The sequence below is a fragment of the Curtobacterium sp. L1-20 genome (assembly GCF_048755855.1).
Lineage (GTDB): Bacteria > Actinomycetota > Actinomycetes > Actinomycetales > Microbacteriaceae > Curtobacterium.
Map to the genome: position 1 here is coordinate 2,710,380 of NZ_CP151473.1, position 16,898 is coordinate 2,727,277.

The 16,898-nt window shown below is 72.0% G+C and carries 12 protein-coding genes; 7 read left to right on the forward strand and 5 right to left on the reverse strand.

Annotated features, from left to right (window positions below; all coding sequences use genetic code 11):
• Positions 1-58: 58 nt before the first annotated feature.
• Positions 59-1,432 carry a hemolysin family protein gene (locus tag AAEP86_RS14260; protein WP_420367970.1) on the forward strand — a complete coding sequence of 458 codons (1,374 nt, stop codon included), beginning with the start codon at positions 59-61 and terminating at the stop codon, positions 1,430-1,432.
• Positions 1,429-2,469 (forward strand): hemolysin family protein, encoded by a 1,041-nt coding sequence (locus AAEP86_RS14265; RefSeq protein ID WP_420367971.1) that lies wholly within the window; start codon positions 1,429-1,431, stop codon positions 2,467-2,469. The genes AAEP86_RS14260 and AAEP86_RS14265 overlap by 4 nt, the downstream gene beginning before the upstream one ends.
• A gap of 534 nt (positions 2,470-3,003) precedes the next feature.
• Here AAEP86_RS14265 and AAEP86_RS14270 read toward each other — a convergent pair.
• Entirely contained in the window at positions 3,004-4,443 is a 1,440-nt protein-coding gene (locus AAEP86_RS14270; protein WP_420367972.1) for a GuaB1 family IMP dehydrogenase-related protein, read from the reverse strand.
• A 212-nt stretch (positions 4,444-4,655) separates the two neighbouring features.
• Here AAEP86_RS14270 and AAEP86_RS14275 point away from each other — a divergent pair, with 212 nt between their 5' ends.
• Entirely contained in the window at positions 4,656-8,432 is a 3,777-nt protein-coding gene (locus AAEP86_RS14275; RefSeq protein WP_420367973.1) for a multifunctional oxoglutarate decarboxylase/oxoglutarate dehydrogenase thiamine pyrophosphate-binding subunit/dihydrolipoyllysine-residue succinyltransferase subunit, read from the forward strand.
• A gap of 114 nt (positions 8,433-8,546) precedes the next feature.
• Here the strand turns inward: AAEP86_RS14275 and AAEP86_RS14280 are convergent, their stop codons facing one another.
• From AAEP86_RS14280 to AAEP86_RS14290, 3 genes are read right to left on the reverse strand one after another with little or no spacing between them, the layout of a single operon-like run.
• Positions 8,547-8,987, reverse strand: a complete 441-nt coding sequence (locus AAEP86_RS14280; protein WP_420367974.1) for a GNAT family N-acetyltransferase — start codon at positions 8,985-8,987, stop codon at positions 8,547-8,549.
• 52 nt (positions 8,988-9,039) lie between these two features.
• Positions 9,040-9,282: a zf-HC2 domain-containing protein gene (locus tag AAEP86_RS14285; RefSeq protein ID WP_071292435.1), complete on the reverse strand. Its 243-nt coding sequence runs from the start codon at positions 9,280-9,282 to the stop codon at positions 9,040-9,042.
• Positions 9,279-10,103, reverse strand: a complete 825-nt coding sequence (locus AAEP86_RS14290) for a sigma-70 family RNA polymerase sigma factor (RefSeq protein ID WP_420367975.1) — start codon at positions 10,101-10,103, stop codon at positions 9,279-9,281. Before AAEP86_RS14290 ends, AAEP86_RS14285 begins: the two co-directional genes overlap by 4 nt.
• A gap of 135 nt (positions 10,104-10,238) precedes the next feature.
• On the opposite strand from AAEP86_RS14290, the gene aroA reads away from it, so the two are divergent.
• The 4 genes from aroA to AAEP86_RS14310 all read left to right on the forward strand — a co-directional run bounded on the left by aroA (position 10,239) and on the right by AAEP86_RS14310 (position 15,235).
• Positions 10,239-11,627 carry a 3-phosphoshikimate 1-carboxyvinyltransferase gene (aroA, locus tag AAEP86_RS14295; RefSeq protein ID WP_420367976.1) on the forward strand — a complete coding sequence of 463 codons (1,389 nt, stop codon included), beginning with the start codon at positions 10,239-10,241 and terminating at the stop codon, positions 11,625-11,627.
• Between the two features lie 4 nt (positions 11,628-11,631).
• Positions 11,632-12,693 (forward strand): ribosome small subunit-dependent GTPase A, encoded by a 1,062-nt coding sequence (gene rsgA, locus AAEP86_RS14300; RefSeq protein ID WP_420367977.1) that lies wholly within the window; start codon positions 11,632-11,634, stop codon positions 12,691-12,693.
• Positions 12,694-13,294: 601 nt separating this feature from the next.
• On the forward strand, positions 13,295-14,434 hold the full coding sequence (locus AAEP86_RS14305) for a hypothetical protein (RefSeq protein WP_420367978.1): 1,140 nt from the start codon (positions 13,295-13,297) through the stop codon (positions 14,432-14,434).
• An 18-nt stretch (positions 14,435-14,452) separates the two neighbouring features.
• Positions 14,453-15,235 (forward strand): inositol monophosphatase family protein, encoded by a 783-nt coding sequence (locus AAEP86_RS14310; protein WP_420367979.1) that lies wholly within the window; start codon positions 14,453-14,455, stop codon positions 15,233-15,235.
• Here the strand turns inward: AAEP86_RS14310 and AAEP86_RS14315 are convergent.
• Positions 15,232-16,848, reverse strand: a complete 1,617-nt coding sequence (locus AAEP86_RS14315; RefSeq protein WP_420367980.1) for an MFS transporter — start codon at positions 16,846-16,848, stop codon at positions 15,232-15,234. The two genes, AAEP86_RS14310 and AAEP86_RS14315, sit on opposite strands and share 4 nt — an antisense overlap.
• Positions 16,849-16,898 lie beyond the last annotated feature (50 nt).

The following is a 16,898-nucleotide window of genomic DNA, read 5'->3' on the forward strand; positions in this document are numbered from 1 at the left end:
ACTCATCCGCCGCTCACTCGGTGAGCTGCACTCCCTCGCGCCCCGCGGGAGGTGAATCATGAGTCCGATCGACATCGTCATGCTGATCGGCGGCATCCTGCTGACACTCGGCACGGGCGTCTTCGTCGCGTCCGAGTTCTCGCTCGTCAACCTCGACCGGGCCGACGTCGAGGCACGTCGGGACCGCGGCGAGTCGGGCCTCGCGCCCGTCATCGGTGCGCTGAAGGTCACGTCGACCCATCTGTCGAGCGCGCAGCTCGGCATCACCCTGACCACGCTCCTGACGGGCTACCTGCTCGAGCCCTCGATCGCGACGCTGCTCGAGGCGCCGTTCCTCGCGATGCGCCTGCCGGAGGCCGTGGTCGAGACCGTCGGCTCGATCGTGGCGCTCGTCATCGCGACCCTGCTGTCGATGATCCTCGGCGAGCTCGTCCCGAAGAACTTCGCCCTGGCCCTCCCCCTGCAGACGGCGAAGCTCGTCGTGCCCCTGCAGGTGGCCTTCACGACGGTCTTCAAGCCCGCCGTCGCCGTGCTGAACGGCACCGCGAACGCCGTGCTCCGGTCGATGGGCATCGAGCCGCAGGAAGAGCTGTCCGGCGCACGCAGCGCCGAGGAGCTCACCTCCCTGCTCCGCCGGTCCGCGTCCGAGGGCTCGCTGGAGCAGGACACCGCGACACTGCTCGAACGGACCATCTCGTTCTCCGAGCTCAGCGCGAGCGACGTGATGACGCCACGCCCGCGGGTCTCGACCATCCGCGTGTCCGAGTCCGCCGAGGACGTCATCGCCCTCGCCCGCCGCACCGGCTTCAGCCGCTTCCCCGTCATCGAGGAGGACGCGGACGACGTCGTCGGCATCGTGCACGTCAAGCAGGCCGTCGCGGTGCCGCGCGAGAAGCGACCGGAGGTGCCCGTCGGCGCGCTCATGACGGACGCCGAACGGGTCCCGGAGACGATGCCGGGCGACACGCTGCTCGCCGAGGTCCGCGGCCGCGGCTACCAGATGGTGATCGTCGTCGACGAGTACGGCGGGACCGCGGGCGTCGTGACGCTCGAGGACCTCGTCGAGGAACTCGTCGGCGAGGTGTCCGACGAGCACGACCGCGCGCGGATCGACGTCGTGCGGTCGCGCAACTGGCTCACGTTCCCGGGGCTCCTCCGACCCGACGAGCTCGAGGACCGCGCCGGCGTGCGCGTCCCGGAGGACGGCCCGTACGAGACCGTGGGCGGCTTCGTCATGTCGACGCTCGGCCGACTGCCGGTCGTCGGTGACGAGGTCGCGCTCGAGGACGGCGTCTTCCGGGTCGAGCGGCTCGACGGGCGCCGGATCGACCGGATCCGCTGGACGCCGACACCGCCCGAGACCCCGGCGACCGGGATCGTCATCCCGGCCACGAGGACCACCACGAAGACGACGAAGGGCAGTACCCGATGAGCTCGGACTGGTGGGGCATCTTCTGGCTCGTCGTCCTCCTGATGGGCAACGCGTTCTTCGTCGCCGCGGAGTTCGCCGTCATCTCGGCTCGACGGTCGCAGATCGAGCCCCGCGCCGAGGAGGGCTCCCGCGCCGCGCAGATGACCCTCTGGGCGATGGAGCACGCCACCCGGATGCTCGCGACCACGCAGCTCGGCATCACGGTCTGCTCGCTGCTCATCCTCAACGTGTCCGAGCCGGCGATCCACCACCTGCTCGAGGTCCCGCTGCACCTGACCGGCTGGAGCGCCGAGGTGATCGGCATCGTGGCGTTCGTGTTCACGCTGCTGCTCGTGTCGTTCCTGCACGTGGTGTTCGGCGAGATGGTCCCGAAGAACATCTCGTTCTCGATGCCCGACCGCGCCGCGCTGCTCCTCGTCCCGACCCTCTGGTACATCGGACACGGCCTGCACTGGGTCGTCGTCGGGCTCAACGAGGTCGCGAACGCCGTGCTCCGGCTGTTCCGCGTCGAGCCGAAGGACGAGGCCGTCAGCGCCTTCACCGTGGACGAGGTGCAGACGATCGTCGAGCAGTCCCGCCGCGAGGGCACCCTCACCGACGCCGGCGGCACGCTCCGCATGGCGTTCGAGTTCACCGAGAAGAAGGTCAAGGACGTCGCCGTGCCGATGGCGGAGCTCGTCACGCTCCCCGACGACGCGACCCCCGGCGACGTCGAGCGCGCGGTGGCGCAGCGCGGGTTCTCGCGCTACGTCCTCGTCGGCGACGACGGCGACCCCACGGGCTACGTGCACGTGAAGGACGTCATCGACCTGCGGCCGGACGAGTACGACGACCCGGTGCCGCCGAAGCGGATCCGACAGCTCATCTCGCTGTACACGGAGATGGACCTCGAGGACGCCCTCGCGACGATGCGCGCCGCCGGGCGCCACGTGGCCCGGGCGTTCGACGCGGACGGCCGCACGACCGGCGTCCTGTTCCTCGAGGACATCCTCGAGGAGCTGGTAGGCGAGGTCGAGGACGCGACCCGGCGGCGCTGACCGGGCGGGCGCGCCCGGCTCAGCGGCAACGCGAAGCGTTGCGCGGGGCGCGCCGACCGAGCCCGCGAGGGAGGCGCGGTGCCAGCTGGCACCGCGCCTCCCGTCCGTCCGGGGTCGCGCCCGCCGCGCCGCGCCCACCGGGCCGCGGCCGAGTCTCGGCTGGGCGGACAGTTTCGTGGCGCGCAGACCGCGAAACTGTCCGCGGGGGCGAGTCTCGGGGCGCGCCTGTCGCGCGGAAGAGTCAGGGCGCTGCGGAGCTGCGCCGTCCGTTCCGCGGAAGCGACAGGGTGCCGCGTTCAGCCGGCGGTGATGTGTCGCTTTCGCGAGCAGCGCCGGCGAGCGGCGGACTGGAGGGACGGTGCCGGCCCGTACAGCGCCTCCCCCGCCACCTCCGCCGGCAGTCCTAGCGACCACTCCGCCGAAGCGACAGTTCGCGGGCCCACCCGCCCGTTGGTCCCGCGAGAGCGACAGCCTGCCGCCGCCATCTGGCGGTGATCTGTCGCTTTCGCGTGGCCGGCGGCGGCGCCACCGCCGCTACCAGCTGACGGGGAGCGGCTTGCCCTCCTCGTAGCCGGCGGCCGACTGGATGCCGACGAGTGCTCGCTCGGAGAACTCGGCGAGCGAGGACGCCCCGGCGTAGGTCGCCGAGCTCCGCACGCCGGTGGTGATCATGTCGAGCAGGTCCTCGACGCTCGGGCGCTCCGGGTCGAGGTAGATGGTCGAGGACGAGATCCCCTCGGCGAAGAGCGCCTTCCGAGCCCGCTCGTAGGGGTCGAGTCGCTCGAAGCGCTCCCGGACGGCCTTCGCGGACGCCATGCCCCAGCTCTCCTTGTAGGCCCGGCCCGCGGCGTCGTGTCGCAGGACGCCCGGCGCCTCGAGCGTGCCGGCGAACCACGAGCCGATCATGACGGCCGAGGCACCGGCGGCGAGGGCGAGCGCCACGTCGCGCGGGTACCGGACGCCGCCGTCCGCCCAGACGTGCGCCCCGAGGGAGCGCGCCGCTGCCGCGGTCTCGAGCACGGCCGAGAACTGGGGGCGGCCGACGGCCGTCATCATCCGCGTGGTGCACATCGCGCCGGGCCCGACGCCGACCTTGATGATGTCCGCACCGGCGTCCACGAGGTGGGCGACGGCGTCGGCGGTGACGACGTTGCCGGCGACGAGCGGGATGTCGAGGCCGAGCGCGGCGACCGTGCGGAGCGCCCGGAGCATGCCCTCCTGGTGGCCGTGCGCCGTGTCGAGGACGAGCACGTCGACGCCGGCCGCGGCGAGGGCCTTCGCCTTCGCGGCCACGTCGCCGTTGATCCCGACCGCGGCGGCGACGCGCAGGCGTCCCGACGCGTCGACCGCGGGCGTGTAGATGTCGGAGCGGATGGCGCTGGTCTGGCTGGTGGTGCCGACGACCTTGCCGTGCCGCACGACCGGGGCGAAGTCCACCTCGGCGGCGGAGAGCACGTCGTACACGTGTCGTGGCGTGCCGGCGTCCTCGGCGTCGATCGCCGTGGAGGCGCCGTGCAGCAGGTCGCCGAGCGTGGCGTCGGGTCCGGCGGTGCCCAGGCGACCGGCGGGCACGCACCCGAGGTACTCGCCCTCGGCGTCGCGCACGACGATGCCGCGTCCTGCGACGGGCAGCAGGTGGCCGAGCGCCTCGGCCACGGTGGTGTCGGCGCCGAGGTCGTACGCCGTGTCGAAGTCGACGGGCTGGTCCTTGACCCAGCGGATCGCCGCGTCGAGGTCCTGCAGGTGCATGTCCTGCGGCAGCACCCCGAGTCCGCCGCGACGGGCGAGCGTCGCAGCGAGGCGGGGCCCGGTCACGGAGTTCATGTTGGCGCTGACGATCGGGATCGTCGCACCGGAGCCGTCGTTCGCACCGAGGTCGACGTCGAACCGGCTCGTGACCGCCGAGCGGCTGGGCACGAGGAAGACGTCGGAGTAGGTCAGGTCGTGCGTCGGCCGCGTCTCGTAGAACCTCATGCGCCCCACTGTACGGCTCCGCAGGGTGCCCGGCCTGGAGTGCCCCGGCGGCCGTCGACGCGACACGCAGGACCCCGTCCTGGAGGCCCGACTCGCGTCCCGCCTGACACGGAACGGTCACCCGCGAGCGGCTAGGCTGGGCTCCTGTGCGGGGCAGGGTTGCCGCGCACGACACACACGAGCATCTATCGACGGAGAGTGGGCGATCGGCTGTGTCGAGCCATCTGACCGGAACGGACGAGACCGCGGGCGAATTCGGGGCGAACGAGTGGCTCGTCGACGAGCTCTACGAGCAGTTCGTCGCGGACAAGGAGTCGGTCGACAAGTCCTGGTGGCCGGTCCTCGAGAGCTACCACCGCACCCAGGGTGGTGACGCTCCGGCTCCCGCCTCCGGGTCCGCTCCCGCAGCCCCTGCCCCCGCCGCCCCGGGGACGACCCCGGCCGCTCCCGCCCAGCAGCAGTCGACGACCCAGCAGCCGGCCACCGGTGACGGTCCGGCCGAGGCCAAGTCCGGTCCGATCCAGGCGAAGACCACGTCCCGTCAGCCGACGCCGCAGCCCATCCCGGCCGAGGCGAACGACGAGGCCGACGACCACGAGGAGACCCACGAGGACGTCGCCACCCCGCTCCGCGGCATGGCGAAGACCCTGGCGTCGAACATGGACGCGTCGCTCAGCGTCCCCACCGCCACGAGCGTGCGGACGATCCCGGCGAAGCTGATGATCGACAACCGCATCGTCGTCAACAACCACCTGCGCCGTGCCCGCGGTGGGAAGATCTCGTTCACCCACCTGATCGGCTGGGCGATGGTCCAGGCGCTGCAGGACTTCCCGAGCCAGAACGTGTTCTACGAGGAGCGCGACGGCAAGCCCTTCGTGGTGCAGCCCGCGCACGTCAACCTCGGCATCGCGATCGACGTCCCGAAGAAGGACGGCACCCGTTCCCTGCTGGTCCCGAGCATCAAGCGCGCCGAGACCCTGACCTTCGGCCAGTTCCTCTCCGCCTACGAGGACCTCGTCAAGCGCGCCCGCGACAACAAGCTGACGCCGACCGACTTCCAGGGCACGACGATCTCGCTGACGAACCCGGGCGGCATCGGCACGGTGCACTCCGTCCCGCGCCTGACGAAGGGGCAGGGCGCGATCATCGGCGCCGGCGCCCTCGAGTACCCGGCGCAGTTCCAGGGCTCCGCCGACAAGACGCTCGTCGAGCTCGGCATCGGCAAGACCATCACGCTCACGAGCACCTACGACCACCGCGTCATCCAGGGTGCGGGGTCGGGCGAGTACCTCAAGAAGGTGCACGAGCGGCTCATCGGCGAGCACGGCTTCTACGAGGGCATCTTCGCGGCGCTCCGGATCCCCTACAAGCCGATCCAGTGGGCGAACGACATCAACGTCGACCTGGCGCACCGGGTGAACAAGACCGCGCGTGTGCAGGAGCTCATCAACAGCTTCCGCGTCCGCGGGCACCTGATGGCGGACATCGACCCGCTCGAGTACCGCCAGCGCACGCACCCCGACCTCGAGATCGAGAGCCACGGGCTGACCTTCTGGGACCTCGACCGCGAGTTCGTCACCGGCGGCCTCGCCGGCACCACGAACGCACCGCTCCGCGACGTCCTCGGCATCCTCCGCGACGCCTACTGCCGCACGGTGGGCATCGAGTACATGCACATCCAGGACCCGGAGCAGCGCCGCTGGGTGCAGGCGCACATCGAGGTGCCGTACTCCAAGCCGTCGAAGGACGAGCAGCTCCGCGTGCTCGGCAAGCTCAACGAGGCCGAGGCCTTCGAGACCTTCCTGCAGACGAAGTACGTCGGGCAGAAGCGCTTCTCACTCGAGGGCGGCGAGTCCACGATCGCGTTCCTCGACACCCTCATCCAGCACGCCGCCACGGCAGGCCTCGACGAGGTCGCCATCGGCATGGCCCACCGCGGCCGCCTCAACGTCCTGACGAACATCGCCGGCAAGACGTACGGGCAGATCTTCCGCGAGTTCGAGGGCTCCTCGCTGCCGGGCTCCGTGTCCGGTCAGGGCTCGGGCGACGTCAAGTACCACGTCGGCACCGAAGGGGTCTTCCGCGCGAGCGACGGCACGGCGATCCCGGTCACCATCGCCGCGAACCCGTCCCACCTCGAGGCCGTCGACGGCGTGCTCGAGGGCATCGTCCGCGCCAAGCAGGACCGCGAGGCACCCGGCACCTTCGGCGTGCTGCCCGTGCTCGTCCACGGTGACGCGGCGATGGCCGGTCAGGGCGTCGTCGTCGAGACCCTGCAGATGTCGCAGCTGCGTGGCTACCGCACCGGTGGCACCGTGCACCTGGTGATCAACAACCAGGTCGGGTTCACCACCCCGCCGGAGTCCGCACGCAGCTCGGTGTACTCGACCGACGTCGCCAAGACCATCCAGGCGCCGATCTTCCACGTGAACGGGGACGACCCCGAGGCCGTGGCCCGCGTGGCCGAGCTCGCCTTCGCCTACCGCGAGGAGTTCCACCGCGACGTCGTCATCGACCTGATCTGCTACCGCCGGCGCGGGCACAACGAGGGCGACGACCCCTCGATGACGCAGCCGATGATGTACAACCTCATCGAGGCGAAGCGCTCCGTCCGCACCCTCTACACCGAGGCGCTCGTCGGTCGTGGCGACATCACCCAAGAGGAGTACGACGAAGCGCACCGCGACTTCCAGGACCGTCTGGAGCGTGCCTTCGCCGAGACGCACGAGGCGCAGACCGGCACCATCCCGGTGATCGACGTCGACGACGACGGCGCGGTGCAGGGACTCGAGCGTCCCGCCGCCCAGCGCGACGACTCCGAGAACGAGGTGCGCGAGACCGCCGTGTCCGAGGACCTCGTCCGGGCGATCGGCGACGCGCACAGCAACCCGCCGGCCGGCTTCTCGATCCACCCGAAGCTCCAGCAGCTCCTGTCGAAGCGCACCGACATGACCCGCAACGGTGGCGTCGACTGGGCGATGGCCGAGCTCATGGCGATCGGCTCGCTGCTGGTCGAGGGCAAGCCGGTCCGACTCGCCGGGCAGGACGCCCGTCGTGGCACGTTCGTCCAGCGCCAGGCGGTGTTCCACGACCGCGTGAACGGCCAGGAGTGGCTGCCGCTCGCGAACCTCACCGAGGACCAGGCCCGCCTGTACATCTACGACTCGCTCCTCAGCGAGTACGCGGCGATGGCGTTCGAGTACGGCTACTCGGTCGAGCGCCCCGAGGCCCTCGTGCTCTGGGAAGCGCAGTTCGGCGACTTCGCGAACGGCGCACAGACCGTGATCGACGAGTTCATCTCGTCCGCCGAGCAGAAGTGGGGGCAGCGTTCCGGGCTCGTGCTCCTGCTCCCCCACGGCTACGAGGGCCAGGGACCGGACCACTCGTCCGCCCGCATCGAGCGGTACCTGCAGCTGTGCGCCGAGGACAACATGGTGGTCGCACGGCCGTCGACTCCGGCGTCGTACTTCCACCTGCTGCGCCGCCAGGCGTGGGCGCGCCCGCAGAAGCCGCTCGTCGTGTTCTCCCCGAAGGCGATGCTGCGGCTCCGTCAGGCGACGAGCTCCGTGGACGCGTTCACGAGCGGCACCTTCCAGGAGGTCCTCGACGACGACCGCGTGGCAGACAAGTCCGCCGTGCGCCGCGTCGTGCTGCACTCGGGCAAGGTGCACCACGACCTGCGCGCCGAGGTCGAGAAGCGTGGCGCTTCGGACGTCGCCCTGGTCCGGCTCGAGCAGCTCGCCCCGCTGCCCCTCGAGCGGATCCTCGAGGTGCTCGCCGGCTACCCCGACGCCGAGGTCGTCTGGGCCCAGGAAGAGCCCGAGAACCAGGGTGCCTGGCCGTTCGTGTGCATGAACCTCTCGCCGCACCTCGACGGACGACCGCTCTCGGTGGCCGCACGGCCCGCGAGCGCCGCTCCGGCCACAGGGTCGTCGAAGCGCTCGGCGCAGGAAGCCGCCGAGGTCATCGCGACCGCGCTCGGCGCCTGAGCCGACCGCACCCCGCAGCAGACACCGCGCCCCGCTCCAGCGGGGCGCGGTGTTCGTCGCGGGGTGCAACGACCGGGACGCGGCCGCCGCATCACCGACGAGGCGCGCCGAGCGTCACTTGAGCTTCGTGTACCGCACCCCGGCCTCGTGGTAGCCGCGCTTCTGGTAGAAGCGGTGCGCGTTGTCCGTCGCCGCCGCGCTCACGGCGCTGAGGCGACGCGCGCCCTGCTCGAGGGCCCACGTCTCGAAGGTGTCGATGAGCGCGGAACCGGTGCCGAGCCTCCTGGCCGACGGGTCGACCACGAGCAGGAGGAGCTGCGCCGTCGGCTCGTCACTGGCGTACGCCCAGGTGAGCTGCGCACCCGCCACGGCGACGACCCGTCCCTCGTCGCCGCGGATCAACCACGTGCGGTGCCCCGCCTCGGACGTCAACCGTTCGAGCCGAGCACGCATGGCGGACTCGTCGACCACGTGACCGAGCAGGCGGACGAGGGCGGCGACGTCGGTGACGTCCGTGTCGGACCAGGCGGTCAGCGACTCGACGGAGAGGGTCATGCCCGCGACACTACCGACAGCCCTCGTCGTGTGACGACGACTGCCAGGACCCTCAGTGGGTCGCCTGCTCCAGCCGGATGCGCGCGAGGATCTCCCCGCGCAGCTGGTCGGGAGCGGTCTCCTTGCACGCGCGGCGAACCGTCTCCATGAGCACGACACCGACCCGGTGCTCGGTGGTGCAGTCCTCGCACCCGTCCATGTGCTCGCGGATGTCCGCGGCGTCCTCGTGGCGCAGCTCGTCGTGGAGGAACTCCTCGAGCTCGGCCTTCGCCTTCGAGCAGTCGCAGCCGCTCATCGTGCTTCCTTCCCGTCGACGCGACCGGTGGTCGCGTGGGCCTTCCGGCCTCGTCCGCGCATCGTCGCCGTCGACGCTGCGTCCGGGACGATGCCGGTCTCACGTGCGTGGTCGGCCAGGAGCCCCCGGAGGAGCCGGCGGCCACGGTGGAGACGGCTCATGACCGTCCCCACGGGGGTCTTCATGATGTCGGCGATCTCCTGGTAGGAGAACCCCTCGACGTCGGCGAAGTACACGGCCATCCGGAAGTCCTCGGGGATGGCCTGCAGCGCGTCCTTCACGGCGGAGGACGGCAGGTGGTCGATGGCGTCGGCCTCGGCGGAGCGCGCCGAGATCGACTGCGTCACGCTCTCGGCGCCGCCCAGCTGCCAGTCCTCGAGCTCGTCGATCGTGCCCTGGTACGGGTTCCGCTGGTTCTTGCGGTACGTGTTGATGAACGTGTTCGTCAGGATCCGGTACAGCCAGGCCTTCAGGTTCGTGCCCTGCTTGAACTGGCGGAAGGCGGCGAACGCCTTGACGAAGGTCTCCTGCACGAGGTCGGACGCGTCGGCCGGGTTGCGGGTCATCCGCATCGCAGCGCCGTACAGCTGGTCCATGAACGGCAGGGCCTGGTCCTCGAACAGGGACCGCAGTTCGCCCTCGGAGACGGTCTTCGCGTCGACGACGTCGGGTTCGGCGTCCTCGGTCGAGGAGTCCCCGAGCGCGTCGTCCGTGGCCTCGTCGCCGAGCGCCTCTCGCTCCTCCGACACCGCGTCGAGCTGGGCCTCGGTCTCGTCGACCAGGTCGTGCGGTACTGCGGCGTGCGGTTCGTCGGTCGTCATCGGGCCCAAGTCTAGGCCGAGGCCGCCGAGCGTCGTCGGCACCGCGGCGACCACGGTGGGCGTGCCCGGCCGTGCTCGTACGAGTGTTGCTGTCGCCACTGATCCTCCCGGTGCGTTCAGTACCCTGGTGAACCGATGGACGAGACGACGCATTCCCAGCGCGGGACCGCACCCGCCGCACCCTGGACCGCACCGGTCGCCGGGGGGCCCCTGCGCGGCGACGTGTCGCTGCCCGGGTCGAAGTCCCTGACGAACCGCGAGCTCGTGCTCGCGGCCCTGACGGACAACCCGTCCACCATCCGTCTCCCGCTGCACTCGCGCGACTCGGCGCTGATGATCGCGGGGCTCCGGGCACTCGGGGTCGGCATCGACGAGGTCGCGCCCGCCGACGGCGCGGCGCCGAACCCCTACGGCCCCGACCTGCGGATCACACCAGCTCCGATGCACGGCGACGTCCGCGTCGACTGCGGCCTCGCCGGCACGGTGATGCGCTTCCTGCCGCCGCTCGCCGCCCTCGCGGTCGGCCCGGTCACGATCGACGGCGACCCGTACGCGCGGAAGCGTCCGATGCACGCGATCATCCGGGCCCTCGTCGACCTCGGCGTCGACGTGACCGACGACGGCGGCGGCGCGATGCCCTTCGCGTTCACGGGGACCGGCTCCGTCCGGGGCGGCAGGCTGTCGATCGACGCGTCGGCGTCCTCGCAGTTCGTCTCCGGGCTGCTCCTCTCGGCACCCCGCTTCGACGAGGGGCTGCACCTCACCCACGTCGGCGAGCGACTGCCGAGCATGCCCCACATCGAGATGACGGTCGAGGCCCTCCGCGCCCGCGGCGTCCGGGTCGACGAACCGTCCGTCGGCGAGTGGGTCGTGCATTCGGGTCCCATCGCCGCCCGCGACGTCACGATCGAGCCGGACCTGTCGAACGCGGCGCCGTTCGCGGTCGCGGCCCTCGTGGCGGGCGGGACCGTCCGCATCCGCACCTGGCCGACCGCCACGACGCAGGTCGGCGCCGACCTCGAGACGCTCCTGCCCCTGTGGGGGGCGAGCGTCGTCCGTGACGGTGACGACCTGGTCGTCGACGGCGGCGTCGGGATCCGCGGTGGCGCCTCCGTCCCGGGTCTCGAACTCGACCTGAGCCGGGGCGGCGAACTCGCACCGGCCCTGGTCGCGCTGGCGGCGCTGGCGGACGGCCCGAGCGTGGTCACCGGGATCGGTCACCTGCGCGGGCACGAGACGGACCGCCTCGCCGCACTGGCGGCGGAGATCAACCGGTCTGGAGGCGCGGTGCAGGAACTCGACGACGGCCTGCGGATCGAGCCGGCGCCGCTCCACGGCGGCCCCTGGGCCGCCTACGAGGACCACCGGATGGCGACGGCCGGGGCGATCGTGGGCCTCGTCGTCGACGGTGTCGCCGTCGACGACATCGGCTCGACGGCGAAGACGCTGCCGCAGTTCCCGGAGCTGTGGGCGGAGCTGGTGGCGACCGGCACCGCCTCGTCGTCCCCGTCGAGCGAGGGGTGAGCGCATGAGCTGGTGGGACGACGTCGACGGGGACGACTCCGACGCGGACGAGCCGTACGGGCAGTACGACGAGTCGAGCGTCCGGGTTCGCCCGAACCCGAAGGGCAACCGCCCGCGCACGAAGACGCGCCCGACGTACGACGACGCCCCCGTGGGATGGGTGACCAACGTGGACCGCGGACGCTTCGGCGTGCTGGTCGGGTCGGGGACGCCGGACGAGCACGTCATCACCGCGACGAAGGCCCGCGAGCTGGGCAAGAAGTCGGTCGTCACGGGCGACCACGTCTCGCTCGCCGGCGACGTCTCCGGTGACCCCGGGTCGCTGGCGCGCATCGTGAAGGTGGCCGAGCGCACCACGCTGCTGCGCCGGAGCGCCGACGACTCCGACGAGGTCGAGCGCGTCATCGTGGCGAACGCCGACCAGATGCTGATCGTCGTGGCCGCGGCCGACCCGGAACCGCGCACCCGCCTCATCGACCGGTACCTCGTGGCGGCGTTCGACGCTGGCCTCGACCCGGTCCTCTGCATCACGAAGACCGACCTCGCCGACCCGGCGCCGTTCCTCGCCCACTTCGCGTGCCTCGACCTGCGCATCGTGACCAGCCGCGCCGACGACGTCCCGTTCGAGGCCCTGCACGACGTCCTCGACGGCAAGGTGACGGTCACGGTCGGGCACTCGGGCGTCGGCAAGTCGACCCTGGTGAACGCGCTGACCGGCTCGACGCGGGCGGTCGGCGTCGTGAACACCGTCACCGGGCGGGGGCGGCACACCTCGTCGTCCTCCATCGCGCTGCGGGTGCGCGACGGCGGGTGGATCATCGACACCCCGGGCGTCCGTTCGTTCGGCCTCGGGCACGTCGACCCCGCGAACGTGTTCCGCGCCTTCGCCTCGCACGCGGTCGCGGTCCGGCCGCCGGAGGACGGGATCCCCCTCGACCAGGCCCACGACTGGGAGATCGTCGACCGGGTGCAGGCGGGCGAGCTCGGGGCGACCGGGGTCGAGCGGCTCGACTCGTTCCGTGCGCTGCTGACCGGCATGGGCGCGTCCGACCCCGGCACGGAGTAGCCCCGGGGTCCGGTCGGGCGCGCGTCCGCCGCCCGTCCGCCCGCCGAGGTCGCAGAATGTGTCGCGCTCGGCGCCTCCGAACGGCACGTCGTGCGACCTCGGCGACCAGCACGTGGCGTGTCCTGCGACCTCGGCGAGACCCAGCCCCGCGTACCCGAGATCGCTCGATGTGTCGCGCTCGGCCCTTCCGGTCTCGCCGAGATCGCAGTTCGTGTCGCGCTCACTGCACCTGAGCGGCGCGTCGTGCGATCTCGGCGACCGACGTGCGGCGTGTTGGAGGACACCGGGGACCGCCCCGCCGCGCCCCCGAGGTCGCACGATGTGCCGCGCTCGGCGACCTCGGTCTCGCCCAAGTCGCAGTTTCTGTCGCTCGCGCGGGACATGAGCGGCATGTCGTGCGACTTCGGGGATCGACGTGCGGCGTGTTGTGCGACCTCGGCGTCCGGCGGCCGGGCAGGGCACGCCGGGCGGCAGACGGCGGGCGGTGGGCGGGCTGCGGGGTGCGGGGCGCGGCTGCGGCGGTGTAGTGTTGCGAGACGTGTCTGAAGTTGCAAAGTACAACTTTGCGCCGACCCCCGCTGTCGACGCTTCGTCCTCCCCCATGACGACGACGACGTCGCACGTGCACACCTCCCCCGCCGAACACCGCCCGCACACCCACGCGGCGCCGCGGACACCGCGCTCCACCAACCGCCCGGAGGCCCCGTCGGTCCTCCGCCCACAGGGACTCGGCCGGATCCTGCTGTCCTTCGGGTCGCACATCCTCGTGCCGCTGTTCCTCGCCGTCGGCATGGGCCTCGCCTACCTCGGCGCGTTCCACGCCCCGACGCCGCACGACCTCCCGGTCGGCGTCGTCGGGCAGGGCGCCGCCACGCAGGTGTTCGCGCAGACCGTGACCGACCGGTCCGACGGAGCACTCGTCGCCCACGTCGTCGGCTCGACGGCCGAGGCCGAACGACAGGTGCGCGACCGCGACCTCGCGGCGGTCTACGCGCCGGGCACCACCGGAGCGACCCTCTACGTGTCGACCGCCGCGTCCGAGACGACCGCGACGGCTGCCCAGAAGGTGTTCATGCCGATCGCCTACGCGGCCCACCTGCCGTTCACCGTGCAGGACGTGGTCCCGACCGGGGACGAGGACACCACCGGCCAGGGACTCTTCTTCCTCCTCGTGGCGCTCAGCGTCGGCGGGTACGCGTCGGCGATCGCCGTGGCCGCCTTCGCCGCACGCCTCCGCCCGGTCTGGACCGCCGTCGTCGGCCTCGTCACCGCCGGCGTCGTCGCGGGCATCGGGATCGTGATCGCCGGTCCCGTCTACGGGATCATCACCACGCACCGGTGGGAGGTCTTCCTCTTCGCGTGGATGTACGACGCGATCATCGTCGCGCTCGGGGTCGGGCTCCACCCACTGCTCGGCCGGTGGACGACCCCGATCCTCACGATGCTGTTCGTGATGCTCAACTTCACGTCCTCGGGCGGCATCTTCCAGCCCGCCTTCCAGCCCGGGTTCTTCGCCGGCCTCAACAGCTTCTGGAGCGGTGCCGCGTGGCTCCAGGCCGCCCAGGACCTGCTCTACTTCCCCGGTGCCTCGCTGGGGCGGCCGTCACTCGTGCTCGCCCTCTGGCTGGCGGTCGCGGTGCTCCTCTGCGTCGTCGTGCACGGGCTCGTCGCCCGCCGCACCCGGATCGCCCGCGAGCGCGAGGTCACGCGCCTCGAGGAGGAGGAGGTCGTGGCGGCGTAGGACGCTACGCTGACGGTCGTGGACCTCAGCGCCGACCTGGACTTCGCCCGCTCCCTCGCCGACACCGCCGACGCGATCAGCCTCGAACGGTTCCGGGCGGCCGACCTGCACGTGTCGCAGAAGGCGGACAGCACCCACGTCACGGACGCCGACCAGGCCGTGGAGCGCGCACTCCGCGAGCGGCTGCGGGCCGAGCGCCCGGACGACGCGTTCCTCGGCGAGGAGACCACCGCCGACACCGGTGCCGACGCGGTGAGCGAGGGGCACCGGCAGTGGGTGGTCGACCCGATCGACGGGACCGCGAACTACCTGCGCGGCGTGCCGGTCTGGGCGACCCTCATCGCCCTCGCGGTCGACGGCCGGCCGGTCCTCGGCGTCGTGAGCGCCCCCGCCCTCGGCAAGCGCTGGTGGGCCGCGGAGGGTCTCGGTGCACACTCGTCCGACGGTCCGCTCCGGGTGTCCGGGGTCGCGTCCCTGGCCGACGCGAGCCTGAGCTACAACAGCATCCAGCAGTGGGACGAGGACGACCGGCTCCAGCCGCTCATCGACCTGTCCCGCAAGGTCTGGCGCACCAGGGCCTACGGCGACATGTGGCCGTACATGATGGTCGCCGAGGGTGTCCTCGACGTCGCCGGCGAGCCCGACCTCAAGCCGTGGGACATCGCGGCCCTCGTGCCCATCGTCGAGGAGGCCGGCGGCCGGTTCACCTCGCTGGACGGCGATCCCGGCCCCTGGCACGGCAGCGCCCTGGCGACCAACGGCCTCGTGCACGACGCCGTGGTCGACGTCATCCGCCGCTAGCGCGCCGGCGGCCGCTCCGGCGCGGTCGGTGCGCTCCGCCCGTCGGCGCCCCGCCCGTCGGCACCCCGCCCGTCGGCACCCCGCCCGCTGGCGGCTGCGCCGTCCGGCTCCGACCGACGTGCCGCCCGACGGCGCACGACGAGGTCGCTGACCGCGAGCACGAGTGCCAGCAGCATGAGCGACACCGTGAACGTCGTCCCGCTCCGGAACGCGTCGTGGTAGGCGTCCAGCCGCGATCCACCGCCGCCGTCCGCGCCCCCGCTCCCGCCCGACCCGGCGGTCGCACCACGGACGATGCCGTAGAAGATGCTCGTCGCCACCGCGGTGCCGATCGCGGTCCCGACACGCTGGCCGAGTTGCTGCATCGACCCGGCCACCCCGGACTGCTCGACCGGCACCTCGGCCAGCGTGAGCGTCTGGTTCGGCGACACCACGAAGCCGCCGCCGAGCCCGCCGACGAGGAAGGCACCGGCCATCGCCCACGGGGTCACCTCCGGCGGCGTCAGCGTCGCGGCCAGCACGAGCAGCAGGAACCCGACGACCACGACCCCGATGCCAGCCACGACCAGCGCACGCCCCACCCGGTCGACGATGCGGCCGCCGACGTACGACCCGACGGCGCTCGTCGCCGCGAACGGGATGCTCACCATGCCGGCGTACAGCGGCGCGAGCCCGAGGCCCTCCTGCAGGTACAGCGTCACCATGAGGAACGAGGCCGGCAGCGCGGCGAAGTAGACGGCGACGATGGACAGCCCGTTGCGGTACGACGACAGCCGGAACAGCTCGAAGTGCACGACGGGCGACCTGCCCAGCGCCCGGAAGCGGTTCTCCCACCAGACGAAGGCGGCCACGAAGGCGGCGGTGCCGATCAGCCAGGCCCACCGCGCGCCGAAGTCGCCGGCTCCCGTGGTGAGCACGAACGGCAGCATGAGGGTGACGATCGCCGCGCCGAGCAGCAGGATGCCGACGACGTCGAGCTCCCGGTCCCTCCCCTGTCCCTGGGCCCCGGCGGGCAGGAGCCGTACCGCGAAGACCAGCGCCGCGATGCCGAGCGGGACGTTCATCCAGAAGAGCAGTCGCCAGCCGGACTCCTCGCCGCCGATGGCGATGAGCCCGCCGCCGATGGTGGGCCCGAGCGCCGTCGAGATGCCGATCATCGCGCCGAACAGCCCGAAGGCCCGGCCACGTTCCGGCCCGCGGAACAGCTGCTGCACGAGACCGATGACCTGGGGCATCTGGGTGCCCGCGGCGAAGCCCTGCAGGATCCGCGTGACGATGAGGACCTCGATGGTCGGGGCGATCGCGCACAGCAGGCTCGATCCGGTGAACGCGGTCAGCCCGACGATGAAGAGCGTCCGACGGCTCTTCAGGTCCCCCAGCCGGCCGGCCGGCACCAGGGCGAGGCCGAACGCCAGCGCGTACCCCGCGACGATGAGCTGGAGGGACGAACTGGTCGCGCCGAGGGACCGCTCGATCGACGGCAGGCCGACGTTGACCTTCGACAGGTCGAGGATGGTGAGGGCCGCGACGGCGACGCAGACGGCGAAGGCGCGCCACTTGGTGCGGTCGTCGGGGCGGGCGTCGGTCTGGGCGGACGGTTCGGCGCTGGTCATCACCACCCGTGCTACACCGCGGGCCCCCGTCGCGGTCCGTCCCCCGTGTA